Origin of the sequence: Streptomyces sp. NPDC002463 (assembly GCF_042889835.1) — a bacterium.
Classification (GTDB): domain Bacteria; phylum Actinomycetota; class Actinomycetes; order Streptomycetales; family Streptomycetaceae; genus Streptomyces; species Streptomyces nymphaeiformis.
Window position 1 is genome coordinate 252,000 of sequence record NZ_JBIARL010000009.1, and the last position, 23,702, is coordinate 275,701.

Consider the following 23,702-nt stretch of genomic DNA (forward strand, 5'->3'; position numbering starts at 1 on the left):
GCCCGTGATCGTAGGGCCCGGTCAGCTCGCGCCGTGGCCGGGTGCGATCCGCTCGACGCGGTCGGCGAGTTCGAAGTCCTTCTCGGTGATGCCGCCGACGGAGTGGGTGTTCACGGCGAGGGCGACCGTGTCGTAGCCGAGGGTGAGGTCGGAGTGGTGGTTCAGCTCCTGCTGGATCTGGGCCACGTGGACGACCAGCGCGGTCGCCGCGAAGTGGTCGCCGAGCCGGTAGCTCCGGGTGAGCCGGTCCTCGTAGAGGGACCAGCCGGGAAGCTCCCTCAGGCGGTCCTCGATCTCCTTCTGCGACAGCGGCTGTGTGGGCACGGCGGTGCTCCCTCCGGTCGGGTGCTGCGGGTGACGGGGTGACGGACAGGGGCCCCGGGGTGAAACTACCCGGGGTCCACCTCTGGGATACCGTCTGGCCATGACAACTGTCGTGAGCGACACGGGGGTAGGGCCGCTGCTGCGCGGGTGGCGCGAGCAGAGGCGGCTGAGCCAGCTGGAGCTGGCGCTGCGCGCGGACTCCTCGGCGCGGCACATCTCCTTCGTGGAGACGGGCCGCTCCCGGCCGAGCGAGGAGATGGTCCTGAAGCTGGCCGAGCACCTGGACGTGCCGGTGCGCGACCGGAACGCGCTGCTGCTCGCGGCGGGATACGCGCCCCGGTACGCGGAGTCGCCGCTGGACGCGCCGCGCCTGGAGACGCTGCGCTGGGGCATCCAGCAGCTGCTCGACGGGTACGAGCCGTACCCGGCCCTGGTGGTGGACGGCACGTACACGGTGGTGGCGGCCAACCGGGGGATCGGGCTGCTGCTCGGGGGGCTTCCGGAGCACCTGCTGACCCCGCCGATGAACGCGATGCGGCTCACCCTGCACCCGGAGGGCCTGGCGCCCCGGATCCGGAACCTGCGGGAATGGCGCGGCCACCTCCTGGCCCAGATGGACCGTCAGATCGCGCTGGCCCGTTCGGAGGCGCTGCGGGAGCTGTACGAGGAGGTGGCGGGCTATCCGCTGCCGGAGCGGATCGACCCGGAGGACCGGCCGGACGCGGAGCCGTACCCGTACTTCGCGCTGCCGCTGCGGATCGAGCACGACGGCCATGTGCTGTCTTTCGTCTCGTCGATCTCGACGTTCAACACGCCGATGGACGTGACCGTCGCCGAGCTGGCCATCGAGACGTTCCTCCCGGCCGACCCGGAGACGGTCGCGTACCTCCGGTCGCTCAACGCGCAGTCGCCCTGAGCGCCGCCCACTGGAGTCCGGCGAAGCCGGCGACGGTGGCCGCCTGCATCGGGGTCCACACCAGGCCGGCGGTGGTCGGCTCCAGCCAGGCCACGAGGGCGACGATGCTGAGCACGGCCCAGAGGACGTTGGCGTCGACGACGACCTTCACGGCGAGCGCCGGGGGCTGCGGACGGCTCGCGAGCCAGGCGACACCGGCGGCGAACGCGGTGAGGAAGAGGCCCAGTTCGAGGAGGAGCCCCGCGTCGACGCCGAGGAGTTCGCCGAGGGGGCCGGAGGCCGCGAGGTAGGCGATCCCGTTGGCCCCGGTGACGACGGCGTCGAGAGCGAGGAAGCGGCGCACCGCGGACTGGGGGCGGTCGGTGCGGGCGAGACCGGCGAGCAGGGCCTGGGACATGGTGGATCACCCTCCGAAGGGGACGTTCGCGCTGGTGGTGGGCCCGGAGCCCGAGCGGAGTGCGCCGCCCGGGTTCCGGTGTTCATGAGCATGCCGGGCGGCGGGGAGGGGGTCGATTACGCGAGAGGTAATGCGCGAGGTCATGCCCGGGGCGATGCCGTTCTCCGGACAGCCTTGTCGCCCGCTCCCCCGGGGTGAGTAGTCTTCCCGCCGGGGTGGCCGGAACCGGTGCCCCGAAGGGGGAGATCGCGGATGGCGTGGAACAGGGAACGGGCCATGGTGGCCACCGGGGACGATCACAAGGTGACGCCCGCGGAGCTCTTCTTCGACCTGGTGTTCGTGTACGCGATCACCCAGGTCACCGCCCTGATGGCGGCCGCGCCCTCGCCGGTGCGGATGGTCGGCGCGATGGTGGTCCTCGCGCTGCTGTGGTGGTGCTGGTGCGCCTTCGCCTGGCTGGGCAATGTCGTACGGGCCGATTCCGGCGCCGTGTTCGGCGTCCTCGTCACCGTCATGGCCGTCGTCCTGATCGTGTCCATCGCCGTGCCCGAGGTCTTCGCGGACACGGCGGCCGGACTCCCGGCGCCTCTGGTGTTCGTGCTCTGCTACGGCGCGGTGCGGATCCTGCACCTGACCTCGTACTGGCTCTCCAGCCCGGGCGACGCCGCGCTGCGCGTCACCCTGCGGCGTACGGCCATGGCGTCCGTACTGCCGCCGCTCGTGCTGCTGCTGATCGGCTGTGCGTTCGACGGACGGATCCAACTCCTGTGGTGGCTGGGAGCGGTGACCGTCGACTACGGCGGGATCTACGTCACCGGCTCCTCCGGCTGGCGGGTCAACTCCCCCGGGCACTTCGCCGAACGGCACGGCCTGATCGTGATCATCGCGCTCGGCGAGTCCATCGTGGCGATGGGCGTCGGCGTCTCCGGCTTCCACCTCTCGTACGCCGTGCTCGGCGCCTCGGCCGCCGGTCTGCTGCTCTCGGCCGGGCTGTGGCGGCTGTACTTCCGGCAGCTGGGCGAGACCGCCGAGCACCGTCTCTTCGCGCTCGCCGGCGACGACCGCACCCGTTTCGCGCGGGACGTGTACACGTTCCTGCACCTGCCGCTGGTCGCCGGGATCGTGCTCTGCGCGCTCGGGATGAAGAAGGTTCTCCAGCAGGTCGCCGACACCGCGCACTACGGCCTCGCGGAGCCGCTGCACGGTGTCGTGGCCTGGTCCCTGACCGGGGGCGTCGGCGTCTATCTGCTGGGCGCCGCCGCGATCGTCCTGCGCACGTCCGGACGGCGGCCGACCGCCCTGGCCGTGGGCGGGGTGTGCTGCCTGGCGGCGGGTCCGCTGGTCGGTCTCGTCCCGGCCCTGGTGGCGCTCACGGCCCTCGCCGGGACGGCGGCGCTCCTCGTGGGGCTGCACACGAGGCGGGGCGCGCGGGCGATCGACGTGGCGGAGGCCGCCTGACGGGGCCCGGCTCGCCGGCCAGGGGCGCCGGCGCGGAGCCCGGCTGCCCGAGTGGCTGCGGCTGCGGCTGCGGCTGCGTGAGCGGTTCGAACGGGCGCTGACGGCCCATGCCTTCGCCGTACTGACCTGACCTCCCGGAGCCGCGCTCCGGGAGGCCTGTGCCGGCGGTCAGCGCAGGGGGTCCTCGTGGTGGACGGGGTCCTCCCGGCGGGCGGTCGGCTCGGGCGTCCGGGCCGGTGCCGGGGCGGCGGGCTCGGGGGCGGTGCGCTCGGCGCGCCGGGCGCGGGAGGCCTCGGCGCGCAGCAGCGCCTGGAGGACGGCGTGCGGGTCGACGGACATGGCGAAGCTCCTCGTGGTGCGGGGGTGATGTCGGTGGACTGCGGGGAGGCGGGGGCCTCTCAGCAGCGCATCACCACGCACCGGAGCGCGTCGCCGTGCGGGGCGGGTACGGGGTCGGGGGTGGGTGCCGGGTCCCGGTGGGGGCCGTGGGGCCGGGGTCCGGGCCCGGCGGGACGGAGACCCGTGTCCTGGCGCCGGGCCCGGCCCGGCAGTCCGGCCTCGGTGGCGCCGTGGTCGTGGGTCTCGCCGCCCGGGTCGGAGGCCGGGGCGGCGGCGGCCGCGGCGCGCGTCTCGGCGACGGGGAGCGCGGCGGCGGCCCCGGCGCCGAGCAGCGCGGCGAGGACGAGCAGGACCGCGATCCACCGGTGCCGGCCCCGGTCCGGGCGCGTCCGGCGCCCCGCCGGGGTGGCGGGCGGGTCGGGCGTCCGGTGCGCGGGGCTCACGGTGATCCGTACTGCCCCGCCGGGGGACGGGCACGCGCCCCCGGCCTGGGATCCGCCCGGGCGGCCTACGTCAGGGCACCGGATTCACCGCCCCGGCGGTCATCCCGCCGAGGCGGCGGCGCGCTGCTTGCGGGCCGCCATGAAGGCGTACACGAGGACGCCGGCGAAGAGGAACAGGACGCCCTGGTAGACGGCCGCGTAGCCGGAGCCGGCGACCAGCCAGAGGGAGAAGCCGAAGGCGGCGAGGGCGAGGACGGCGTCGCGGGCGAGCCGGGCGCGGGAGACCTTCTCGTGCTGCCCGCACAGCAGGAAGTAGATCTGGGCGGCGGTGGAGAGCAGGTAGGGCACGGTGGCGGTGAAGGTGGTGACGAGGACGAGGATCTCGAAGACGCCCTGCGTGCCGGCCGTGTAGTTGTAGACCGTCAGGAGCGAGGCGAGGACGACGGTGACGAGGACGCCGACCGTCGGAACACCGCGCCGCTTGACCGTGAAGACCTTCGGGAAGAGTCCGTCGCGGGCGGCGGCGTAGGGGGTCTGGGCGCTCAGCAGGGTCCAGCCGTTGAGGGCGCCGAGCATGGAGACCATGGCCATGCAGGCGACGGCGGCGCCGCCCCAGGAGCCGCCGAACATGGCGTTCACGGCGTCGGAGAAGGGCGCGCTGGAGGCGACCAGCTTGTCGTGGGGGACGGTGCCGAAGACGGAGAGGGTGCCGAGGAGGTAGACGGCGGCGGCGCCGAGGGTGCCGAGGACGGTGGCGCGGCCGACGTTGCGGCGCGGGTCGCGGACCTCGCCGGCGCTGACGGCGGCGGACTCGACGCCGAGGTAGCTGAAGAGCAGGATCGCGGCGGAGGCGGAGACCGCGCCGAGCGTGCTGCCCTCGGCGGGGTGGAAGGGACCGAGGTTGGCGCTGTCGAAGAAGAACAGTCCGCCGACGGCGACGAGGATCAGCGGGACGAACTTGAGCACGGTCGCGACGATCTGCACCGCGCCGACGTAGCGGGTGCCGGCCAGGTTGGCGAGGGCGGGCAGCCACTGGAAGGCCAGGGCGGCGGCGATGGTGGCGGGCTTGGACGCGTGGATCGGCACGATCACGTCGAGGTAGCCGACGGCTGCGACGGCGAGGGCGGCGTTGGAGACCCAGGCGGTGATCCAGTACGACCAGGCCGCGAGGAAGCCGGCGAAGTCGCCGAAGGCGGCGCGGGCGTAGACGTACGGTCCGCCGGTCTGCGGCAGGCGGTGGGCGAGCCGGCCGAAGACGAGGGCGAGGGCGATCGCGCCGAGGGTGAGGACGCCGAAGGCGACGAGGCTGACGGTGCCGTACGGGGCTACGGAGGCGGGCAGCAGGAAGATGCCGCCGCCGATGATGTTGCCCATGACCAGGGCGGTCGCGATCGGGAGGCCGAAGCGGCGGGAGTGCCGGTCGGCCGGCGGGGTGTCCGTCTCGGGCTCGCGCTGTGGAGTTGTGGTGGCCGTGCTCATGGGGTGGTGCGCCTTCCGTCGTACAAATCCGGACCATCGTCCGGTAGCGACGAACAGGCGTCCAAATCAGTGGTTTTTGTCCGGTGCGACCGCCCCCTCGACCGGAAGAACTGATTCCGTTTCGCGTGTGGACGGGGAAATCTCCACCGCCGCCACCGGACCGATCGGCACCTGCGGCCCCGAGGACTCGCGCAGCCAGCGCCGCAGCACCCGGTGCACCCGCTCCGCCCCGACCAGCTCCTCCCCCGCGCCGACCGGCGGCGACAGGTCCGGCGGCGACAGCAGGAAGGCGCGCGACTGCTCGCCGCCGAGGCCGCCGTGCGAGCCGATCTGCTCCTCGAAGGCGTGCACGGTCCCCGTCGCCGGGTCGTACATGGAGTTGACCATGATGTCCGCGACGTGCGGGAAGCCGTCCGTGCGCCGCACCGCAGCCGCCGCGCCCCGCCCGAAGACCGCGAGCGGCCCGCCGTCCGCGAGCTCGGCGACCGGCACCTCCACCCCGTCGCGGGCGAGCACCACCGAGCCGTGCTCGGCGCTCGCCACGAGCACGAAACCGACGCCCGGATGGTGCGCGAGGGTCCGCAGGAGCGCCGGATGGCGCCGGTCGATCTCCTCGCGGGTCATCCGGTGGCGCACGTCGGGGAAGGAGATCAGCCCGAGGTTGCCGGAGGCCAGGACCACCGGCTCCGAAGGCCGGGCGGGCAGCTCCCGCGCCGTCTCGCCGCTCTCGTCCACCGGCCGGTGCAGCGCACTGCGCAGCGCGTCCCTGGCCGCGTCCCGCGCCTCCGAACCGCTTGGGGTGCGCCGCACCCGGCGCGGCACCGGAAGCCCGCACCCCGCCCGTACGAGATCCTTGAGCGTGAGACCGTACGCCGACTCGAAGGTCTCGCCGGGGCTCTGCCCGTGGTCGGAGAGGAGCACGATCCGGTACGGACGCGGGGCGTGCTCGGCGACGGTCGCGATGAGCGCGATCGCCCGGTCGAGGCGCGCCAGGACCTGGTCCGTGTCGCGGCCGTGCGGTCCCGAGTGGTGTGCCACCTCGTCGTACGCGACGAGGTCCGCGTACACGGCGGTCCGCCCGGCCAGCATGTCCCCCATCACGGCGGAGACCACGACGTCCCGCTCGACGACCGTCGCGAAGGCGCGGACGAAGGGGTACGTGCCGCCGCGCGAGACCCTCGGGGCCTCCCTGCGCAGCCGCGCCCGCGTCGACTGGTACATCTCCCGGACGCACTCGGCGACGAGCGAGCCGGCGGTGCGGACGGCGTTGGCCGGGTCGGAGAAGTAGGCGAAGTAGCCGGCCCGGGAGCGGTTGCGGCGGCCGCGGCGGGCCGCCATCGACAGGACGAGGGCGAGCTGGTCGGCGCCGCCGCTGAAGAGGTTTCCCCGGGAGGCGCCGTCGACGGTGAGGAGACCGCCGTCCCCGGTGCGGTGCACGGCCCGGCGCTGGAGCTCGACGGCGCTCGCCGGGCGGTTCGACACCATGATCCGGCCGGTGTCCTTCTCGTACCAGCGGAAGGCGGGCACGTCCTCGTTGGAGCCGTGCAGGATGCCGAGCTGGCTGGCGCCGGTCTGGCTGGACCAGTCGGTGCGCCAGGGGGTGAGCCGGTGGCCGGCGTCCAGCCAGCCCGCGACGGTCGGCATGAGGCCGTCGGCGACGGCGCCGCGCAGCACGTGGTGGCCGACGCCGTCGAGCTGGAGGAAGACCGTGCCGGGCCCGGCCCCCGCCGAGTCGCCGGGATCCCGCGGGCGGGTGCGGCCGGTGAGCCGGTAGAGCCGGCGCCGGTAGGCGTCGTCGTCGCGGACGGCGAGGGCCGTGGAGGTGGCGGAGGCCACGGCGGACATGACGGCGGCGACCACGACGGCGGTCTCGGGCGCGGCGGCGCCGCGCCCGTCGGGGATCACCCACAGCGCGATGAGCAGCAGCGAGCCGTTGAGGAAGAAGACGAGCAGGCCGAGGACGAGCGCCGGGACGAGCAGCAGCGCCCGTACGGCCACCGGCCACACGAGCGCCCCGAGCAGACCGAACGCGCCGGCGGCGGTGGCGGCGGTGAGCGCGGTCCGCGTGAAGCTGTCGCCGTCGGCGGACTGGAGCTGGAAGTCGGGCAGCACCCCGGCGAGGACGAGCATGGTGAGCGTGGACACCGCCCAGACCACGAGCACGCGCGCCAGTGTTCTGCCCGCGGACCGCCAGCGGTCGGCGCCACCCCATCGCCCGTCACCCACGCGCGCTTCACCTTTCGCCCGTTACCTGCCTCAAGCGTGGCACAACGGCCGCGATCGGGCGGGAAAGGCGGAAGCCCTCGCCGGCGTGCGGCGGTCAGGAGCCGTCGTACCCGGCGGTGGGCATCGAAAGCCTCCGGTGCACCCCCGCTTTGGCCGCCGTGTCGTACGGGGGTTCGTCAAGTCCGACGGTCTCCACCCGCACCCCGCGCCGCTCGCACTCGGCGCGGAAGCCCGGCACGGAGGTCAACGCGCGGGCCAGGACCCGCTCGTTGGGAGCCACGAAGAGGTCCACCGTCCCGGCCTCCACGTCGTCCCAGAGCGCCGCGTGGTCCGGGCGGATTCCGTAGCAGAACAGCTGACGGGCGAGCACGTACCCCTTGTCGACGGCCCAGCGGGCGCACACCGCGTGCTGACCGCGCGTGTCGACAAGGAAGGGGTCGCTGTCCAGCTCTTCGAGCGGGGTGAGGCTGGCGATCGCCGCCACCCGAACGTCGTCCATGGCCAGACCCTACTGCCGGAAGGTGACGCCCGAACATCCTCCGGAGCATGCTCCGGACATTTACCCTCGTTACGACAGACGTCTGACGAGACGGACAGCAGAAGGGCGGCATGCCGGTGGAGGTCACCTGGTGGGGTCACGCGACCTGCACGGTCGAGGACTCCGGGGTCCGCTTCCTCACCGATCCGCTGTTCGCGCGGCGGCTCGCCCATCTGCGCCGGCGGCGCGGCGCCCTGCCGCCACCCGAGGCCGCCCGGGCCGAGGCCGTCCTCGTCTCGCACCTGCACGCCGACCACCTCCACCTCCCCTCGCTCGCCCAGCTCCCGCCGGGGACGCGGGTCCTCGTGCCGCGCGGCGCGCCCGCCGCCGTACCGGGGCTTCGCAGGCTCGACCGGGACGGGCTGCGGCTGACCGAGGTGGAGCCGGGTGACGCGGTGACGGTGGAGGGCGTGACGGTACGGGCCGTCCCGGCGCTCCACGACGGGCGGCGGCTGCCGGTCGGACCGCACCGCTCCCCCGCGCTCGGGTACGTCGTCGAGGGCGAGGCGCGGACGTACTTCGCCGGGGACACCGGACTGTTCGACGGCATGGCGGACGCGGTGGGACCGGTGGACGTGGCCCTGCTGCCGGTCGGCGGCTGGGGTCCTTACCTCGGGCACGGCCACCTCGACGCCGGGCGGGCGGCCCAGGCGCTCGCCGCGCTCTCGCCGGCGGCGGCGGTGCCGGTGCACTTCGGCACGTACTGGCCGATCGGACTCGACGGGGTCCGGCCGCACGAGTTCCACGCACCGGGCGACGAGTTCGTACGGCACGCGGCCCGGCTCGCGCCGAAGGTGGCGGTCCACCTGCTCGGCCACGGGGACCGGGTGCGGCCGGAGGTCGCGCGGTGATCCTCGGTGTCACCGGGCTGGTCACGGCGGTGCGCGAGCTGCCGCCGGAGTCGACGCAGCAGGCGGTCGGCTATCCCTCGCTGTTCCTGCTCGTGGCGCTCGGCGCGCTGGTGCCGGTCGTGCCGACGGGCGCGATCGTCAGCTCGGCGGCGGTGGTCGCCTTCCACCACTCCTCGCCGTTCTCACTGCTCTACGTCTTCCTGGTCGCGGCGTCCGCCGCGCTGCTCGGCGACACCGCGCTGTACTGGCTCGGGCAGCGCGGGGTCCGTTCCCGCAACGGCTCCCGGTGGCTCGCGGCGCTGCGGTCGCGGGTGACGCCCGACCGGCTCGCGCAGGCCCAGGAGCGGCTCGACACCCATCAGGTGTCGGTGCTCGTGCTGTCCCGGCTCGTACCGGCGGGGCGGATCCCGGTGATGCTGGCGTGCCTGCTCGCGGAGATGCCGCTGCGCCGCTTCGTCCGGGGGGACGCGGCGGCGTGCCTGGCATGGGCGGCGACGTACCAGCTGATCGGGATCCTGGGCGGCTCGCTCTTCCCCGAGCCCTGGCAGGGAGTGGTCGCGGCGGTGGGCCTGACGGTGCTGATCAGCGCGATCCCGGCGCTGTGGCGGCGGATCCGGGGCTCCGGGGCCTCCTCGGACCACGGTCACAGCGGGGCCCCGTCAGGGCACGAGCACCCGTGAGCCGCCGACCGGCAGGTCCCAGAGGTCCTCGCGGGGCAGGCCGGCCTTCTCCCAGGCGGCCCTGACCCGGGTGAGGGGTTCGAGGACCGGCTCGGAGGAGAGCACGAAGGTCGCCCAGTGCATGGGCGCCATCCGCCGCGCGCCGAGGTCCTGGTGGGCGCGGACCGCCTCCTCGGGATCGGTGTGGACGTCGCTGAGCCACCAGCGGGGGTCGTACGCGCCGATCGGCAGCAGCGCCAGGTCGATGCCGGGGTGGCGGCGGCCGATCTCGGCGAACCAGTGGCCGTATCCGGTGTCCCCGGCGAAGTGGATCCGGCGCCCGGCGCGGTCGGTGAGCACCCAGCCGCCCCACAGGGACCGGCAGGTGTCCAGGAGGGTGCGCTTGGACCAGTGGTGGGCGGGCACGAAGTCGAAGCGGACGCCGTCGAGTTCGGCGGCCTCCCACCAGTCGAGCTCGGTGACGCGGCTGAACCGGCGGCGGGTGAACCAGCGGCCGAGTCCGGCGGGGACGAAGACCGGGGTGTGCCGGGGCAGCCGCTTGAGGGTGGGGCCGTCGAGGTGGTCGAAGTGGTTGTGGCTGATGACGACGGCGTCGACGCGCGGGAGGTCCTCCCAGCGGACCCCGACGGGGGTGAGCCGGGCCGGTGCGCCGAAGATGCGGCGGGACCAGACCGGGTCGGTGAGGACGGTGAGTCCGCCGACGCGCAGGATCCAGCTGGCGTGCCCGGCCCAGGTGACGGCGAGCGTGTCGGGCCCGGCGGGCGGCAGCGGGCCGGGCTCGAAGGGCAGCAGGGGGATGTCCCGCAGGCCTTCGGGGCGGGGGCGTACGGCTCCCTCGCGGGCCAGCCGCGCCAGGGCCCGGACGCCGGGCAGGGGCGCGGTGAGCCGGTCGGCGAAGGTCCGGGGCCAGTCGTGCCGCAGCCGGCCGACGGGCTGGAGGACGGGGGGCGGGGCGGGGGCGGGTGGCGCGGACCGGCCGGGATGGTGCGGGGCCGCGGCCTGTCCGGCCTGCGCGGGGGGTGCCGTCCGTTCGGTCATCTGCGGGCTCCGTTCCGCTCGGACTCGGCGCGTCGTGGAGGGTTCCCCGGACATCGGCGCGGGGCCGCGGTCGCGGTCACCGGAGTTCCTCCAGGGCCCCTCCGAAGTCCCCCAACGCGCGTGCCACGTGTGGCAGTTCCACGGGATCGTCCGCACCGAGCGCCTCGGCGCGCTCCTCCTCGCCGGCGCCCAGGAACATGCCGGTGCCGAACCGGACGCGCAGCGCGCCGAGTTCGTCGCCGAAGCGGTGGCCGCCGGTCACCGGCGCGCCGAGCCGCGCGGTGAGGTGGCTCTCCAGCTCCAGGGAGTCGGCGACGCCCCGGGCGGCGAGCCCGGCGCGCAGCGGCCCGAGGTCGGCGTAGAGGTGGCGGCCGGCCTGCGGGGGCCGGGCCAGGGCTCCGGCGGCGAGGACCGCGCGGTGCGCGGCGCTCGCGAGCCGCCCGTGGGTGGCGGCGGCCCGCCGGGCCCGTTCGGTGACGTCTCCGGGTTCGTCGAGGGCGTGGGCCACGGCGGGGGCCACGGGTCCGGGGACGAGGGCGCCGAGGGCCGTGAGGACGTCGAGGACGCGGGCCCTGGGGTCGGTCCAGCGGTCGGCGCGGGACGGGTCGGTGGGCGGGAAGCGGGCGACGGCGCAGGGCCAGGCGGCGGGGGCGAGGGCGCCGCCGAGGTCGACGAGGACGGTGACGTCGTCGGGGCACATCTCGGCGGGGCTGAGCAGCACGGTGCCGCCCGGGTCGTGGAGGGTGTCGCGCCAGGTCTCGTCGCTGATGACGTGCAGGCCCTCGGCCACGGCGGCCTCGCAGGCCTCGCGGACGAGTTCGGGCGGGGCGACGGTGGCGGTGGGGTCGTCGGCGACGGAGAGCAGCAGGACCCGGGGGTCGCCGCCCTCGGCGCGGATCCGCCGGACGGTCTCCAGGAGGGCGTACGGGTCGGGGACGCCACCGGCCTCGGCGGGCGTGGGCACGTGATACGCCGGGCGGCCGAGGAGCCGGGCCTGCGGGGTCCACCAGGCGGGGCAGGGACGGGGCAGCAGGAGATCGCCGCCGTGGGCGGCGATCAGGGCCAGGAGGAGGGCGGGGGCGCCGGGCGCGGCCACCACGTCCTCGGGATGGGTGCGCAGGCCGCGGCGCCACCAGTAACCGGCGGCGGCCTCGCGCAGGACGGGCCCGCCGCCCGGCGGCTCGGGGGCGGTCCGCCCGGCCGCGGCGGCGAGCAGCCCGGCGAGTCCTGGCAGCACGGGGAGGCCGGTGTCGAGGCCCGTGTCGGGTGCGGGAGGCCCGTAGCGCACCGGGCCGCGGCCTTCCGGAGCCGTCTGCCGCATGTCCCGTACCTCCTGAGCGCACGGGGGCGCCGGGCGGGCACCCCCGTGCCCTTTATACGAAGGTTCGGCTGTTTTCGCCCCTTCAGACGACGGCGACCGGGTGACGCACGACGGCGTTGAAGAGGTACCCCTGGGTGTTGTGCACGGCCTGCTCGGGCTGGGTGTTGCCGGCGGCGTCGGTGGTACGGGAGAGCAGGGTGACCTGCCCGGTGGTGTGCGGGCGCCACGGCACGCTCCAGCGGACCCAGCCGTCGCGGCGCGGGGTGTCGTGGAGCCGGGCGTGCCGCCAGTGGGCGCCGCCGTCGGTGGAGACCTCCACGGTCCGTACGGGGGCGAGGGCGGACCAGGCGCGGCCGGTGAGCGTGTGCGGGCCGCCGGCCTCCAGGGTGGCGCCGAAGGGCAGCTGATAGGCGGACTTGAGGGTCTGGCGGCTGATGGGGGCGCTCCCGCCGGCGGGGTAGGCCTCGCCGAAGAGGCGGTACCACTCGGTGGACCAGGGCGAGCCGAGCGGCTTGGTGGAGACCTCGATGTCGCCGAGCCACTTGATGGAGGCGATGCCGACCCAGGAGGGCACGACGAGCCGGACCGGGTACCCGTGGTCGTACGGGAGCGGCTCGCCGTTCATCTCGTACGCGAGGATCACGTCGTCGAGCGCCTTGGCGACCGGCAGCGGGCGGCGGACCCGGCCGAAGTCGACGCCGCCGGAGACGTACGGGTCGTCCAGGCCGCGCGGCTGGAGGTCGACGGCGTCGTGGGCGATCCCGGCGAGCCGGAGCACGTCGGCGAGGCGGACGCCGCGCCAGCGGGCGGCTCCGACGGCGCCGAGGGTCCAGGGGGTGCCGGTGACCGGCCGGCCCTGCTGGGTGGCGTAGAGGCTGCGGCCGTTTCCGGCGCACTCCATCAGGGCCGTCCGGGTGACGGAGGGCAGGTCGCGCAGCTGCCCGTAGGTGAAGTGGACGGGGCTGCGGCCGTGCAGTCCGTCGCCCCAGACCGTCAGCCTCCAGTCGGCGGCGTCGAGGACGGGGGTGGAGGTGTGGTTGCGGACGAAGAAGCGCTCGACGGGGGTGAGGAGGCCGGTGTCCGCGAAGGTCTCGTAGCGGGCCTCGGCGTTCGTCCCGCGGACCGTGAAGTACTCGGGCGGGAGGGCTTTGACGATGCCGGGCGCGGCATCCGCCACGACGTCCATGGGACCAGCGTACGCGGGAGCGGCGGCGGCGAGCCCGCCGAGGGCGGAGACCGCGGGGCCGGCCGCGAGCAGCTTGAGGAGGGAGCGACGGGCGGGCACGGGCGAGTACGGCACGGGACTCCTCGGCACGGGGGAGAGGCGGACCACCGGTCGGCGGCGGGCCCAGGGTAGGGGCGCGGCGGCGCTTCGGACGGTCTGTTCACAGTGCCGTCATACGAGGGTTCGTCAGGTCGGCGGGGCGCTCCGGATCGCGCCGGAATGCGGGGGCGGCCGGAACTGCCCCGGACCGGAATGCGCGGGCGGCCCCGAGCGATCGACGGGGCCTGAACGCACTGGCGGTCGAGGCGGCCCGCGGGCCGGAATGCAGGGGCGGTACGGGTGGCTCCCGGGCCAGAATGCGGCATGTCGATACGTGAAGCGCTTCCCGAGGACGCGGCCGCACTCGCCGCCGTGCACGTCCGGTCCTGGCGGGCCGCCTACCGCGGCCTGGTGCCCGCCCCGTACCTCGACGCCCTGGACGTCGACGAGCGGGCCGGCGTCTGGCGCTCCCGCCTCACGGCCGCGGACCGGCCCTCGGTCCTCGTGGCGACGGGGGACGACGGGCGGATCGCCGCGTTCTCCTGTTTCCGGCCTTGGCCCGACAGGGAGTTCGCGCCGGGGAGCACGGCCGAGCTGGCGGCGCTGTACGCGCTGCCGGAGGTCTGGGGCGCGGGCGTCGGGCGGGCGCTCATGTCGGCGACGACCGAGGCGCTCGTCGCGGCCGGGTTCCGGACGGCGGCCTTGTGGGTGTTCGCGGGGAACGCCCGGGGGCGGAGGTTCTACGAGGCCGCCGGGTGGCGGCCGGACGGTACGGCGGCGCGGGAGGAGACGGGCGGCCGGGTCCTGGAGGAACTCCGGTATCGACGGGACCTGTTGAGCTGAGCCGTTGTCCACATCCCAAGACGCGGGTCTCATTATTCGGCGGCGCTGCGTACGGTGGAGGCACGCACCCACACCGAGGGAGTCGCTTCGATGACGCACGCCTCCGCGCAACCCGCGGCCCATGAGACCGCCGTCTACACGCACGGCCACCACGAGTCCGTCCTGCGCTCGCACAGCTGGCGGACCGTCGCCAACTCCGCGGCCTACCTGCTGCCCGAACTGCGCGCGGGCCTGGACGTCCTGGACGTGGGCTGTGGGCCCGGCACCATCACCGCCGACCTGGCCGCGCTGGTCGCGCCGGGTCGGGTGACCGCGGTCGACGCGGCCGAGGACGTACTGAAGAAGGCGCAGGCGGTCGCCGACGAACGCGGCCTGGAAAACGTCGAGTTCGCCGTCGCCGACGTCCACGCCCTGGACTTCCCCGACGACTCCTTCGACGTCGTCCACGCCCACCAGGTGCTGCAGCACGTGGGCGACCCGGTCCAGGCGCTGCGCGAGATGCGGCGGGTCTGTCGACCCGGCGGTGTCGTCGCGGCGCGCGACAGCGACTACGGGGCCTTCGCCTGGTTCCCCGAGCGGCCCGCCCTGGACGGCTGGCTGGGCCTGTACCGCCGGGTCGCGCGCGCCAACGGCGGCGAACCGGACGCGGGACGGCGGCTGCTCTCCTGGGCCCGGCAGGCCGGCTTCACCGAGATCACGACGACGGCCGGCACCTGGTGCTTCGCCACCCCGGAGGAACGGGAGTGGTGGAGCGGCCTGTGGGCGGACCGTACGACCGCCTCCGGGTACGCCGACCTGGCCGTGGACGGCGGCCACGCGACCGCCGCCGAACTGGCGGCGATCGCGGACGCCTGGCGGGAGTGGGGCGGGCAGGAGGACGCCTGGTTCATGGTCCCGCACGGCGAGATCCTGTGTCGGGTGTCCTGACCCGTACCGTCGTCCGCCCGCCCGGGACTCCGGGCGGGCGCCGTTCATCAGCTCGGCCGCATCCTGAACTCGTAGGCGTCCGGCAGGGGTTCGTCGGTGAGCTCCGCCCAGACCTCGCCGAGGATCTCCGCACCCTCGCGCAGGTCCGCGACCTCGAAGCCCTCGTCGAAGACGGCGCGGGCCTCGCCCGTCCGGCCCTCGGCGAGCAGGATCCGGATCTCCAGGAGGCGGAAGGCTCCCCTCCCCCGGACCTCGCCGGGCAGCCGGGCCCACAGCTCCCGGGCCCGGCCAGGACGGCCCGTGGCGAGCAGCGCCGCCACGCCCTCGCGGCCGAGGGCCGCGGCCACGACCTCGCCCCCGTCGTGGTCCCCGTGGCCCGCATGCTCGGCGAAGGCCTCCGCGAACCGTTCGGCGGCCCGCTGCGGATGCCCGTCCTCCCGGTCGGCGACGGCCAGGCAGTACAGCAGGGGCCAGCGCACCTCGGCCCGGTGGAGTCCGCGCTCCCAGCTCCGTACCGCCTGGGCGCGGTCTCCGGCGTGCCACTGGGCGATGCCGAGGTGGTACTCGGTGGACGGGTCGGCGGGTGCGGTCTCCAGCATGTCCCGCCACGGGGCGGCGACCAGCGGCGCACCGGGTCCCGCGCCCTTCGCCGGGGGCGGCAGGACGCCGGTGCGCAGGAGCTCCCGCCAGGGTTCCTGGTCGGGCCCCAGCGTCGACTCGGGGAAGGGCGTACCGGGCAACGCGTGTCCCCCGCGCAGGACTTCGAGGGCTCCCCAGCCGGAGCCGACGGCGAGGACGGACTCCGGTTCGGCGTCCGCGGCGCCCTCCCGCCAGGCGGTGTACGCCGCGTCGACCGCGGCGCGGGGCAGCGCCGTCTCCAGTCGGTGCTCGACGTCCGCGCGGGCGGCGGCCCAGTCGTCGCCGAGCACCGTGGCGGGGTCGGCGGCGAGCGGTCCGTACGCCTCCAGCCAGCTGAACTCCGCTTCGCCCGCGAGCTCCAGGTGCTCCAGCTGGGTGCGGGCGAGTCCGGCCTGGATCTCGGCGTAGCCGGGGGTGCCGGGTTCGGTCAGCCACTCCTGCCAGCGCCGACCGCCTCGCTCGGTGCCCCACAGGAAGAGCTTGCGGCCGCGCAGCGCGTCGGTGGAGGTCTGGACGAGTCCGTGGCCGTCGGCGTCGAGCGCGGCGATCCAGCGGCGCTGCCCGTCCGGCAGGTCGTAGAAGTAGTCCGCGGCGTGGGCGCCGTTCAGCGGGTACGAGCGGTCGGTGCCGTCCTCGGTGAGGGGCACGGGGAGGCGGTTCAGGCCGCGGTCGTAGCCGTGGTGCCAGGCCGCGTCGGCGGGCGCGAGGACCCTGCGCTCCTCGGGGACGGCGGTGTTGGACCACCAGTAGGCGGGGGCGGTCCGCTCGTGGGGGTTGCGGACGCGGACGCCGACGTACAGGAAGTCGGAGCCCTCCGGCAGCCACAGGTCGACCTGGAAGGGCAGGTCGCGCAGGCGCTCCCACTCCCAGAGGCGGAGCATCGGGCCGCCGTCGGGGGCGCGGACGGTCGCCGCGTGGAGGGGGGAGCAGGAGAGGGTGGTGTGGCCGGTGGCCCCGATGTTCCACTCGATGCCGCCGGAGAACCAGGCTCCGTTGAGGGCGAAGGCGGCGGGCTGGAGGACCGGGTTGCGGTAGAGGAGTTCGCGTCCGGTGGACTTGTGGTGCAGGGAGTGGACACGGCCACCGAGGCCGGGGAGGACGGTCGCCCGGAGCCGGTCGTTCTCGATCACGATCGTGTCGAGGTCCGCGGGGGTGCGGTCGCGGCCGTAGCCGTCGCGCACGGGGGTGGGAAGCAGGCTGCGCAGCGGCGCCCGTCCGAGGCCCCGGGCCATGTCGCGCGGGAGCTCCGCGAGGGTCCGCGCGTCGACCGCGTGGGCCCCGGCGCCGGCGGGGGCCCGCAGTGCGGGGAGAGGGTTGTCCGGGCCCAACGGGGCCGCGGGCAGCGTCAGTACGGCACGTCGTACGGTCGTCATCGATCCATGGAACACGCCGGAGCCGGTCCTGACCAGGGGCTCTCCACGTCAGGCTTCGGTCAGGCTTCGGCAAAGGACCCGCTGGCCGCGGGCCCGGATATTCCCGGCGGCGACACGGCCCGCCGCCGTAGTGTGCAGGGTCGGACCGCCGCCGTGGCGGCCGGAGAGCAGGGGCACAGGGAGTACGAGGAAATGGGTACGCAGCACACCTACCGGGTCATCGTGCGCGGCACGTTCGACGGTCTGTCGGAGGAGAGCCGGTCGCGGCTGCTCGCCGAGGTGGACGACCACGGGATGGCGGCGATGCAGTTCACGGAGGAGGGCTCGCTGGCCTACGACCGGACGCTGAAGGCCTTCTCGTACCGCCTGGTCGTCGTCTCGGACGCCGAGGACGGCGAGGAGATGGCGGGCGCGATCGCGGAGGACCGGGTGGAGACCGCGCTCAAGGAGCTGGGCCACGGGTACAAGGCGCTGCGCTCGGCGGTGACGGACCTCGACACGATGAAGATCAACCGCAAGCGCTAGTCCGACGCCGTGAACGCCCAGCGTTCGTGGTCCCGCCAGGCACCGTCGATGTGCAGCATCGCGGGCGAGAAACCCTCCAGGCGGAAGCCTGCGCGGCGGACGAGGGCGCGGGAGGCGGTGTTCCCGGGCTGGATGTTCGCCTCCAGGCGGTGCAGCTCCAGGGGCCCGAAGGCATGGTCCATGACCAGCCCGAGGGCCTCGGTGAGCAGTCCGCGTCCGGCGGCGTGCGCGAAGGCTCCGTAGCCGAGGGCGCCGCTGCGGAAGGCGCCGCGGACGATGTTGTTGATGTTGACGAAGCCGGCGATCGCTCCGCCGTCGGCGCGCTCGCACACCAGGAAGCCCGCCCGCGCCGGGTCGCCGATCAGCGCACCCGCGTACGCGGCGTACGCCTCGGTCGTGCACGGCGGGAACAGCCAGGGCCGGTGGAGCTCCCGGCTCTCGCGGGCGCGGGCGGTGAACTCCTCGGCGTCGCCCGGGGAGAACGGACGCAGGCCCACGCGGGGCCCGCTGGCGAGGTACGTACCGGAGTCGTCGGACATGCGGCCAGGCTATGCGGTGCCGCAGCGCCTCAGCGGCGGGCGTCGCGGACGCGGGGCGGGCAGGTCTCCCCCTTCCGTACGACTCCGATCATGACGGTGGTCCGCCGGTCGAGCACCGTGCCGGCGGCCGGGTACTGGGTGCAGACCTCCCAGCGCGGCGGCCAGAGCACCCGCCGGTCGCGGCCGCTCACGTCGTGGACGTCGAGCCGGGTCCGGCGGTCCAGGTGGGTGAAGACCCGCCACAGGCCCCGGCCGAGGAAATCCGGCATCGGCCGTGTCCCGGCCTCGTCGCCGGGTGCGGCGGCGTCCTCCACCGAGGAGGCGGCGACGGCCGCGAGCGCCAGGAGCGCGCCGACGCCGACGGCGGTGGCCCGCCTCACTTCCGCCTCCGGGCGGCGACGTAGTAGCCGCATGCGGCGCCGAGGAGGGCGGTCACGAGCAGCGCCACGTACAGCGGCATCGTGACTTCGGGGATCAGCAGGCGGATCCTGACCTCGCGGGTGTTCTCGAAGATGAAGACCAGGGTGAGGACGGCGACCACGATCATCGCGATCCGCCCCGGGGTGAAGGCTCCGGCCAGCCGGGACGTGCCCCCGCCCGATGTCCGTGGCGTCTGCTTGGGACTCATGCCCGGCCCTCTCCTCCGTCGTGCCGTCTGTCGTACCCGGCCACAGCCGTGGCACCAGAATGGGACGCGCGGGGCCTCCCCGTGACGGCGAGCAGCGCCGTACGGGTGACTTGTCAGACAACGTGGGCCGACTACCGTGGTGCGAGGACCGGCGAAGAACCGGCCGGGGACGAGACGAGGAGGGGCCGTGACGGTCAGCGGACAGCGGCGGCGACCGGTCGTGGCGCTCTACGAGCGGATCGCGGACGCCGTCCACGACGGCACCTACCCGCCGGGCTCCACGCTCCCCTCCGAGCCGAAGCTCGCCGCCGAGCTGGGCGTCAGCCGGCCGGCCCTGCGGGAGGCGCTGCTGCTGCTCCAGGAGGACGGCGTCCTCACGGTACGGCGCGGGGTGGGCCGTACCGTCAACGACCGCCCGCCCCGGCGCGGCTTCGAGCACGTCCAGCCGCTGGAGGAGCTGATCGGCGCGGGCGCGCCGCTGCGGGTGCGGGCGCTGCTCAGGACCGTCGAGGAGCCGACCGACTTCACCACCCAGCACCTCCTCGCGCCGGCCCGTGCCGAGCTGCGGTTCTGGGAGTCCCTCCTCACCGGGGAGGGCACGGCTGCGGCACTGAGCCACGAGTGGGCGGCGCCCGACGGGCTGCTCGACCGGGTGCACCCTGAGTTCGCGCGGGCCCTGCGGCAGACGGGCGCCGGGGCCGCGGTCTCGATGCTCGCGGTCCTGGTCGGGGCCTCGCGGGAGACGGCCCTGAACGCGCACAGCGGCATCACGGCGACGCTCCTCGGACGGCGGCGCGGCGAGCAGCTGGGCCGCCCGGCGGACACCCCCGCGGTCCTGGTCACCCAGGTCGTCCGGGTCGGCGAGACCCCGATCCTGGCCGCCAAGCACATGCTCCCGACGGGCACGGTCCCGCTGCCGGTGCTGCAGTCGCACTGAGCGGGGGGCGCGGCCGCGCCGGGCGCCGGACGCGGAACACCGGGCGCGGGAACGCCGGGCGCGGAACACTGGGCGCGGAACACCCGCAGGAACGCGGGCGCGGGCAGACCAGGCCCCCGGGAGCCCGCCAAGGCCCCGGCCTGACCCGGCCCGCCCGGCCCGGCCCCTTGTCACGGCCGTCACAGCACCCGCCCCGCCCGTGGCGTACACTTCCCCGCCATGCACTTGTCTGACAACCCTGCCACGCCCGCCGCCGCCACCGTCTCCGAGTGGATCCGCCGGGCCCCCAAGGCCGTCCTCCACGACCACCTCGACGGCGGGCTGCGCCCCGCGACCATCGTCGAGCTGGCGCGGGAGTGCGGCTACACCGCGCTGCCGACCGAGGACCCGGCCGAGCTCGCGGTCTGGTTCCGGGACGCCGCGGACTCCGGTTCGCTGGAGCGCTACCTGGAGACCTTCGCCCACACCTGCGCGGTCATGCAGACCCGCGAGGCGCTCGCGCGCATCGCGGCCGAGTGCGCCGAGGACCTGGCGGCGGACGGCGTCGTCTACGCCGAGATCCGTTACGCCCCCGAGCAGCACCTGGAGGGCGGTCTCACCCTCGACGAGGTCGTCGAGGCGGTGAACGACGGCTTCCGCGAGGGCGAGCGCCGCGCCGGCGGCCGGATCACCGTCCGCACGCTGCTCACCGGCATGCGCCACACCGACCGCTCCCTGGAGATCGCGGAGCTCACGGTCGCGCACCGGGACAACGGCGTGGCGGGCTTCGACATAGCCGGCGGCGAGATCGGCAACCCGCCGGCCCGCCACCTCCCCGCCTTCCAGCACCTGAAGCGGGAGAACTGCCACTACACGATCCACGCCGGCGAGGCCGTCGGCGCGGAGTCGATCCACGAGGCCGTGCAGGTCTGCGGCACCGAGCGGATCGGCCACGGCGTGCGGATCACGGACGACATCGCCGAGGACGGCACGCTGGGCCGGCTCGCCTCGTACGTCCGGGACAACCGCATCGCCCTGGAGGTCTGCCCGACCTCCAACCTCCAGACGGGCGCCGCGAAGGACTACGCCTCGCACCCGATCGACGAGCTGCGCCGCCTCGGCTTCCGCATCACGCTGAACACCGACAACCGGCTGGTCTCCGGCACCACCATGAGCGAGGAGTTCCAGCACATGGTGGACGCGTTCGGGTACGGCCCGGAGGTCTTCGAGGAGTTCACGGTCGCCGCCCTGGAGGCCGCCTTCCTGCCGCTGCCGGAGCGGCAGCGGCTGATCGACGAGGTCGTCCGCCCGGGGTACGCGGCGCTGTAGGCGCTCCGGGGCTACTCCACCCTTCCCCCGCCCACCAGGGGAAGGGAGAGCGTCCCCGCGGACCCGGTGGACCCGGGGTCGCTGACGACGGTCACCGGCTTGATGCCGCGGTTGCCGGAGTACGCGGTGTCGCTCGCGGCGACGACGAACTCCAGCCGGTGGCCCGTCTCGTACCGGTGGACGATGCCCGGCAGCTCGACGGTGAAGGGCAGGGTGACGTCCGGTACGCGTACCGGCGCGACCAGCCGGTTGACCAGGGCCTTCGTCCCGTCGGGCGCGACGTCGTAGAGCTTCGCGAAGAGGACGAGCTTGTCGGCGGCGTCGCCGGAGTCCTGGACGCGTTCGGTCGCCGGGGAGACGACCCTGAGGGTCGCCCTCGGCGCGCCGACGAGGTCCACGGGCGCGGTGAGCGGGGCGCTGGTCCAGCCGAGGTAGGTGCCGGGGGTGTCGTAGGGCCGGGGGTCGGGGAGCCCGATCGTCCCGGCGAGCGAGGACTCCGAATGGCTCGTCGGGATCAGCCGGTTGCTGTACTGGCGGGAGCCGCGGGCGACCTTCGTACGGTTGTCGACGAGCTTGCCGTCGCCGGAGAGGTACAGCTTCTGGCTGAGCGCCGGGACCCGGTCCGCGGTGCCGTAACCGCTCTGCCCCTCGCGGTACCAGGCGAAGGCGGGGCCGGTGTCCGCGGCCGCGTTCTTGCGGAGGTGGCGGTCGAACCAGGCGAGGACGCGCTGCCCGACATAACTCGCCTCGGGGTTCGAGAGGTCGAGTTCGCCCGGCTTCCGTCCTCCGCTGTGGCCCCAGGACTGCCAGATCATCCGGGTGTCGACGCCGCGCTCGCGCAGCCGGTCGTAGGTGGCGCGCGCCTCGTTGAGGTTGAACAGGCTGTCGGACTGGCCCTGGACGATCAGCGTCGGGGCGGTGATCCGGTCCAGATAGGAGACCGGGGAGACGCTGCGGGCGTAGGCGAGCATCCTCTCGGTCGCGGCGGCCGGATAGCTGCCGGAGTCGAGGAGCCTCACGGTGTCGCAGGCGTCGGTGACGAAGTGCAGACAGCCGAGGGAGTTGATCCGGCTGGGGTCGAGGGACGGGGAGAGCAGGGGCTGGCCCTCGCCGATGAGGAAGAAGCCGTTGGCCCACTGCCATTTGAAGACGCCGGGGGTGGCGCGGTCGGCGGCGTTCGGGGCGAGCGAGTACGCCAGGTCGTTCCAGGTGATGAGGGGGACGAGGGCGTCGATACGGGGATCGACGGAGGCGGCCGCGAGCTGCACGGCCCCGCCGTAGGAGCCTCCGATCATGCCCACGCGCGGGTCTCCCGCGCCGTCCCGGACGACGAAGTCCGCGCGGGTGCCGTCGTCGGCGGCGCGGGTGCCGGCGAGGAAGTCGACGAGGCGGGCGGCGGCCCGGCCGTCCGCCTCCGGGGAGTCGAGGGAGATCAGGCAGCCGGACTTCCCGAAGCCGAGGCCCGAGTAGACGAGGCCGACGTAGCCGCGCTCGGCGAAGGCCCTGCCGATGGCGGCGGTGGAGCCGTCGCTCTTGCTGCCGCCGAAGCCGTTGGTGGCGAGGACGGCGGGGGCGGGGTGGTCGGCGTCCGCACCTGCGGGCCGGTAGAGGTCGGCGTCGACCGTGCAACTCCGGCCGTCCGCCTGGACGGTGAACCGGAGCGGGGTCACGGTGTACGGGGCGGGGGCGGGCGCCTCGGTGCCGGGCGGCTCCGCGCCGGCGGCGGGTGCGGCGAGGGCGAGGGGCGCGGCGAGGGCGGCCGCGCCGGCCACGAGCGCGAGGGCGGTGCGGGATCGGGGCACGGCACGGGACACGGGGACCTCCATGCTGGGGACGACGCCGAGAGACCGACTCGCGCCTACCGACTGGTAGGTACGAGGGCAGCGCCCATGCTGTGACACGTGTCATAAGCACGTCAACGCGCAGGACGAAGGTCGCTGACGGAGATTCAGTGAAGGCGGCCCGGCCCGCGCCCGCCGCCGGGTCCCGCGGATCACCGCCCGGCCCTCGGTGGGAGAATGGCGGGCATGACAGGCGCTGAGGAATTCAGACCCGAATCGGAGCGGGTGACGCGCGCGCTGCGCGATCAGATCATCGACGGGACCCGGGCCCCCGGCAGCAGGCTGGTGGAGCGCGAGATCGCGGCCGAGCTCGACGTGAGCCGGCTGCCGGTCCGCGACGCCCTGCGGGACCTGGTCGCGGAGGGCCTGGTGACGCCGCGCCCCCGCACCTGGGCGGTGGTCCGCGAGTTCACGGCGTCCGACATCTCGGACCTCGGCGAGGTGCGGTCCGCCCTGGAGATCCTCGGCTTCCGGCTCGCCGCGCAGCGCCGCACCCGGGCGGGGCTCGCCAAGCTCCGCGCCGACCTCGACGCCGAGCTGGCGGCGGCGGCGGCAGGCGACGGCCAAGCTGCCCGACGGGCGGCCGCCGACTTCCACGAGACCGTGACGGAGCTCGCCGACAACGCCCTGCTCAACGAACTCAACGCGACGCTGCGCAGCCGGATGCGCTGGCTGCTCGGCCAGCACGACGACCTCTCCGTCGTCGCCGAGGAGCACGCGGAGCTGTACCGGGGGATCGAGGCGCGGGACGTGGAGCGCGTCGAGAAGCTGGCCCTGCGCCACCTGGAGACCAGCCGCGACGAGGTCGCCGCGCACCAGCGCAGGACGGCGGCGGAGTAGGCCGCCGGCGCCGTGGCGGCGGGTCGCC

General features: G+C 74.7%; 25 protein-coding genes. 10 read left to right on the top strand and 15 right to left on the bottom strand.

Going from position 1 to position 23,702, the window contains the following annotated elements; all coding sequences use genetic code 11:
• Positions 1–21 precede the first annotated feature (21 nt).
• A complete protein-coding gene (locus ACFYX3_RS20230; protein WP_376591682.1) occupies positions 22–324 on the bottom strand; it encodes a 4a-hydroxytetrahydrobiopterin dehydratase in 303 nt (100 codons plus the stop codon).
• A 100-nt stretch (positions 325–424) separates the two neighbouring features.
• On the opposite strand from ACFYX3_RS20230, the gene ACFYX3_RS20235 reads away from it, so the two are divergent.
• On the top strand, positions 425–1,240 hold the full coding sequence (locus ACFYX3_RS20235) for a helix-turn-helix domain-containing protein (protein WP_376591684.1): 816 nt from the start codon (positions 425–427) through the stop codon (positions 1,238–1,240).
• Here ACFYX3_RS20235 and ACFYX3_RS20240 read toward each other — a convergent pair.
• On the bottom strand, positions 1,221–1,637 hold the full coding sequence (locus tag ACFYX3_RS20240; RefSeq protein ID WP_389015105.1) for a hypothetical protein: 417 nt from the start codon (positions 1,635–1,637) through the stop codon (positions 1,221–1,223). The genes ACFYX3_RS20235 and ACFYX3_RS20240 overlap by 20 nt on opposite strands.
• Positions 1,638–1,889: 252 nt before the next feature.
• On the opposite strand from ACFYX3_RS20240, the gene ACFYX3_RS20245 reads away from it, so the two are divergent.
• Positions 1,890–3,095, top strand: coding sequence for a low temperature requirement protein A (locus tag ACFYX3_RS20245; protein WP_389015107.1), 1,206 nt, complete (start codon positions 1,890–1,892; stop codon positions 3,093–3,095).
• A 168-nt stretch (positions 3,096–3,263) separates the two neighbouring features.
• Here ACFYX3_RS20245 and ACFYX3_RS20250 read toward each other — a convergent pair whose 3' ends face one another.
• From ACFYX3_RS20250 to ACFYX3_RS20270, 5 genes are all read right to left on the bottom strand, one after another.
• Entirely contained in the window at positions 3,264–3,434 is a 171-nt protein-coding gene (locus ACFYX3_RS20250) for a hypothetical protein (RefSeq protein ID WP_389015109.1), read from the bottom strand.
• Between the two features lie 59 nt (positions 3,435–3,493).
• Positions 3,494–3,877 carry a hypothetical protein gene (locus ACFYX3_RS20255; protein ID WP_389015112.1) on the bottom strand — a complete coding sequence of 128 codons (384 nt, stop codon included), beginning with the start codon at positions 3,875–3,877 and terminating at the stop codon, positions 3,494–3,496.
• A gap of 99 nt (positions 3,878–3,976) precedes the next feature.
• On the bottom strand, positions 3,977–5,356 hold the full coding sequence (locus ACFYX3_RS20260; protein ID WP_389015115.1) for an amino acid permease: 1,380 nt from the start codon (positions 5,354–5,356) through the stop codon (positions 3,977–3,979).
• A 66-nt stretch (positions 5,357–5,422) separates the two neighbouring features.
• The gene (locus tag ACFYX3_RS20265; RefSeq protein ID WP_389015118.1) at positions 5,423–7,582 is read right to left on the bottom strand and encodes a phage holin family protein; all 2,160 of its coding nucleotides are present in this window, start codon (positions 7,580–7,582) and stop codon (positions 5,423–5,425) included.
• A 94-nt stretch (positions 7,583–7,676) separates the two neighbouring features.
• Positions 7,677–8,081: a hypothetical protein gene (locus ACFYX3_RS20270; protein ID WP_382652214.1), complete on the bottom strand. Its 405-nt coding sequence runs from the start codon at positions 8,079–8,081 to the stop codon at positions 7,677–7,679.
• Between the two features lie 110 nt (positions 8,082–8,191).
• On the opposite strand from ACFYX3_RS20270, the gene ACFYX3_RS20275 reads away from it, so the two are divergent.
• Together ACFYX3_RS20275 and ACFYX3_RS20280 are read left to right on the top strand one after the other, a co-directional pair.
• Complete coding sequence (locus tag ACFYX3_RS20275; protein ID WP_389015122.1) at positions 8,192–8,971, top strand: MBL fold metallo-hydrolase; 780 nt, start codon at positions 8,192–8,194, stop codon at positions 8,969–8,971.
• Complete coding sequence (locus ACFYX3_RS20280; protein WP_389015125.1) at positions 8,968–9,651, top strand: DedA family protein; 684 nt, start codon at positions 8,968–8,970, stop codon at positions 9,649–9,651. The genes ACFYX3_RS20275 and ACFYX3_RS20280 overlap by 4 nt, the downstream gene beginning before the upstream one ends.
• Here the strand turns inward: ACFYX3_RS20280 and ACFYX3_RS20285 are convergent.
• The 3 genes from ACFYX3_RS20285 to ACFYX3_RS20295 form a co-directional block, all read right to left on the bottom strand.
• Positions 9,631–10,689: an MBL fold metallo-hydrolase gene (locus ACFYX3_RS20285; protein ID WP_389015128.1), complete on the bottom strand. Its 1,059-nt coding sequence runs from the start codon at positions 10,687–10,689 to the stop codon at positions 9,631–9,633. The two genes, ACFYX3_RS20280 and ACFYX3_RS20285, sit on opposite strands and share 21 nt — an antisense overlap.
• A 76-nt stretch (positions 10,690–10,765) precedes the next feature.
• Positions 10,766–12,010, bottom strand: coding sequence for an aminotransferase class I/II-fold pyridoxal phosphate-dependent enzyme (locus tag ACFYX3_RS20290; protein ID WP_389015131.1), 1,245 nt, complete (start codon positions 12,008–12,010; stop codon positions 10,766–10,768).
• Between the two features lie 82 nt (positions 12,011–12,092).
• Complete coding sequence (locus ACFYX3_RS20295; protein ID WP_389015134.1) at positions 12,093–13,310, bottom strand: sulfite oxidase; 1,218 nt, start codon at positions 13,308–13,310, stop codon at positions 12,093–12,095.
• Between the two features lie 288 nt (positions 13,311–13,598).
• Between ACFYX3_RS20295 and ACFYX3_RS20300 the strand changes: the two genes are divergently transcribed.
• The gene (locus ACFYX3_RS20300) at positions 13,599–14,117 is read left to right on the top strand and encodes a GNAT family N-acetyltransferase (protein ID WP_389015137.1); all 519 of its coding nucleotides are present in this window, start codon (positions 13,599–13,601) and stop codon (positions 14,115–14,117) included.
• Between the two features lie 90 nt (positions 14,118–14,207).
• Positions 14,208–15,044, top strand: a complete 837-nt coding sequence (locus tag ACFYX3_RS20305) for a class I SAM-dependent methyltransferase (RefSeq protein ID WP_389015140.1) — start codon at positions 14,208–14,210, stop codon at positions 15,042–15,044.
• Between the two features lie 47 nt (positions 15,045–15,091).
• Here ACFYX3_RS20305 and ACFYX3_RS20310 read toward each other — a convergent pair whose 3' ends face one another.
• On the bottom strand, positions 15,092–17,056 hold the full coding sequence (locus ACFYX3_RS20310) for a DUF5107 domain-containing protein (RefSeq protein ID WP_389015144.1): 1,965 nt from the start codon (positions 17,054–17,056) through the stop codon (positions 15,092–15,094).
• A 192-nt stretch (positions 17,057–17,248) separates the two neighbouring features.
• On the opposite strand from ACFYX3_RS20310, the gene ACFYX3_RS20315 reads away from it, so the two are divergent.
• Positions 17,249–17,581 carry a DUF6204 family protein gene (locus ACFYX3_RS20315; protein WP_359518541.1) on the top strand — a complete coding sequence of 111 codons (333 nt, stop codon included), beginning with the start codon at positions 17,249–17,251 and terminating at the stop codon, positions 17,579–17,581.
• Here the strand turns inward: ACFYX3_RS20315 and ACFYX3_RS20320 are convergent.
• Genes ACFYX3_RS20320 through ACFYX3_RS20330 form a run of 3 tightly spaced genes read right to left on the bottom strand, consistent with a single transcriptional unit; the run spans position 17,578 to position 18,748 of the window.
• Positions 17,578–18,120 carry a GNAT family N-acetyltransferase gene (locus ACFYX3_RS20320; protein WP_376591378.1) on the bottom strand — a complete coding sequence of 181 codons (543 nt, stop codon included), beginning with the start codon at positions 18,118–18,120 and terminating at the stop codon, positions 17,578–17,580. The two genes, ACFYX3_RS20315 and ACFYX3_RS20320, sit on opposite strands and share 4 nt — an antisense overlap.
• A 29-nt stretch (positions 18,121–18,149) precedes the next feature.
• Positions 18,150–18,500 carry a hypothetical protein gene (locus ACFYX3_RS20325; RefSeq protein WP_116158020.1) on the bottom strand — a complete coding sequence of 117 codons (351 nt, stop codon included), beginning with the start codon at positions 18,498–18,500 and terminating at the stop codon, positions 18,150–18,152.
• On the bottom strand, positions 18,497–18,748 hold the full coding sequence (locus ACFYX3_RS20330) for a lipopolysaccharide assembly protein LapA domain-containing protein (protein ID WP_184932034.1): 252 nt from the start codon (positions 18,746–18,748) through the stop codon (positions 18,497–18,499). Before ACFYX3_RS20330 ends, ACFYX3_RS20325 begins: the two co-directional genes overlap by 4 nt.
• 187 nt (positions 18,749–18,935) lie before the next feature.
• Here ACFYX3_RS20330 and ACFYX3_RS20335 point away from each other — a divergent pair, with 187 nt between their 5' ends.
• Positions 18,936–19,685, top strand: coding sequence for a GntR family transcriptional regulator (locus ACFYX3_RS20335; RefSeq protein WP_389015150.1), 750 nt, complete (start codon positions 18,936–18,938; stop codon positions 19,683–19,685).
• Positions 19,686–19,904: 219 nt separating this feature from the next.
• The gene (locus ACFYX3_RS20340) at positions 19,905–20,993 is read left to right on the top strand and encodes an adenosine deaminase (protein WP_382652181.1); all 1,089 of its coding nucleotides are present in this window, start codon (positions 19,905–19,907) and stop codon (positions 20,991–20,993) included.
• An 11-nt stretch (positions 20,994–21,004) separates the two neighbouring features.
• Here ACFYX3_RS20340 and ACFYX3_RS20345 read toward each other — a convergent pair whose 3' ends face one another.
• Positions 21,005–22,819 (bottom strand): CocE/NonD family hydrolase, encoded by a 1,815-nt coding sequence (locus tag ACFYX3_RS20345; RefSeq protein WP_389015154.1) that lies wholly within the window; start codon positions 22,817–22,819, stop codon positions 21,005–21,007.
• A gap of 201 nt (positions 22,820–23,020) precedes the next feature.
• Between ACFYX3_RS20345 and ACFYX3_RS20350 the strand changes: the two genes are divergently transcribed.
• Positions 23,021–23,674 carry a GntR family transcriptional regulator gene (locus tag ACFYX3_RS20350; RefSeq protein ID WP_376591385.1) on the top strand — a complete coding sequence of 218 codons (654 nt, stop codon included), beginning with the start codon at positions 23,021–23,023 and terminating at the stop codon, positions 23,672–23,674.
• Positions 23,675–23,702 lie beyond the last annotated feature (28 nt).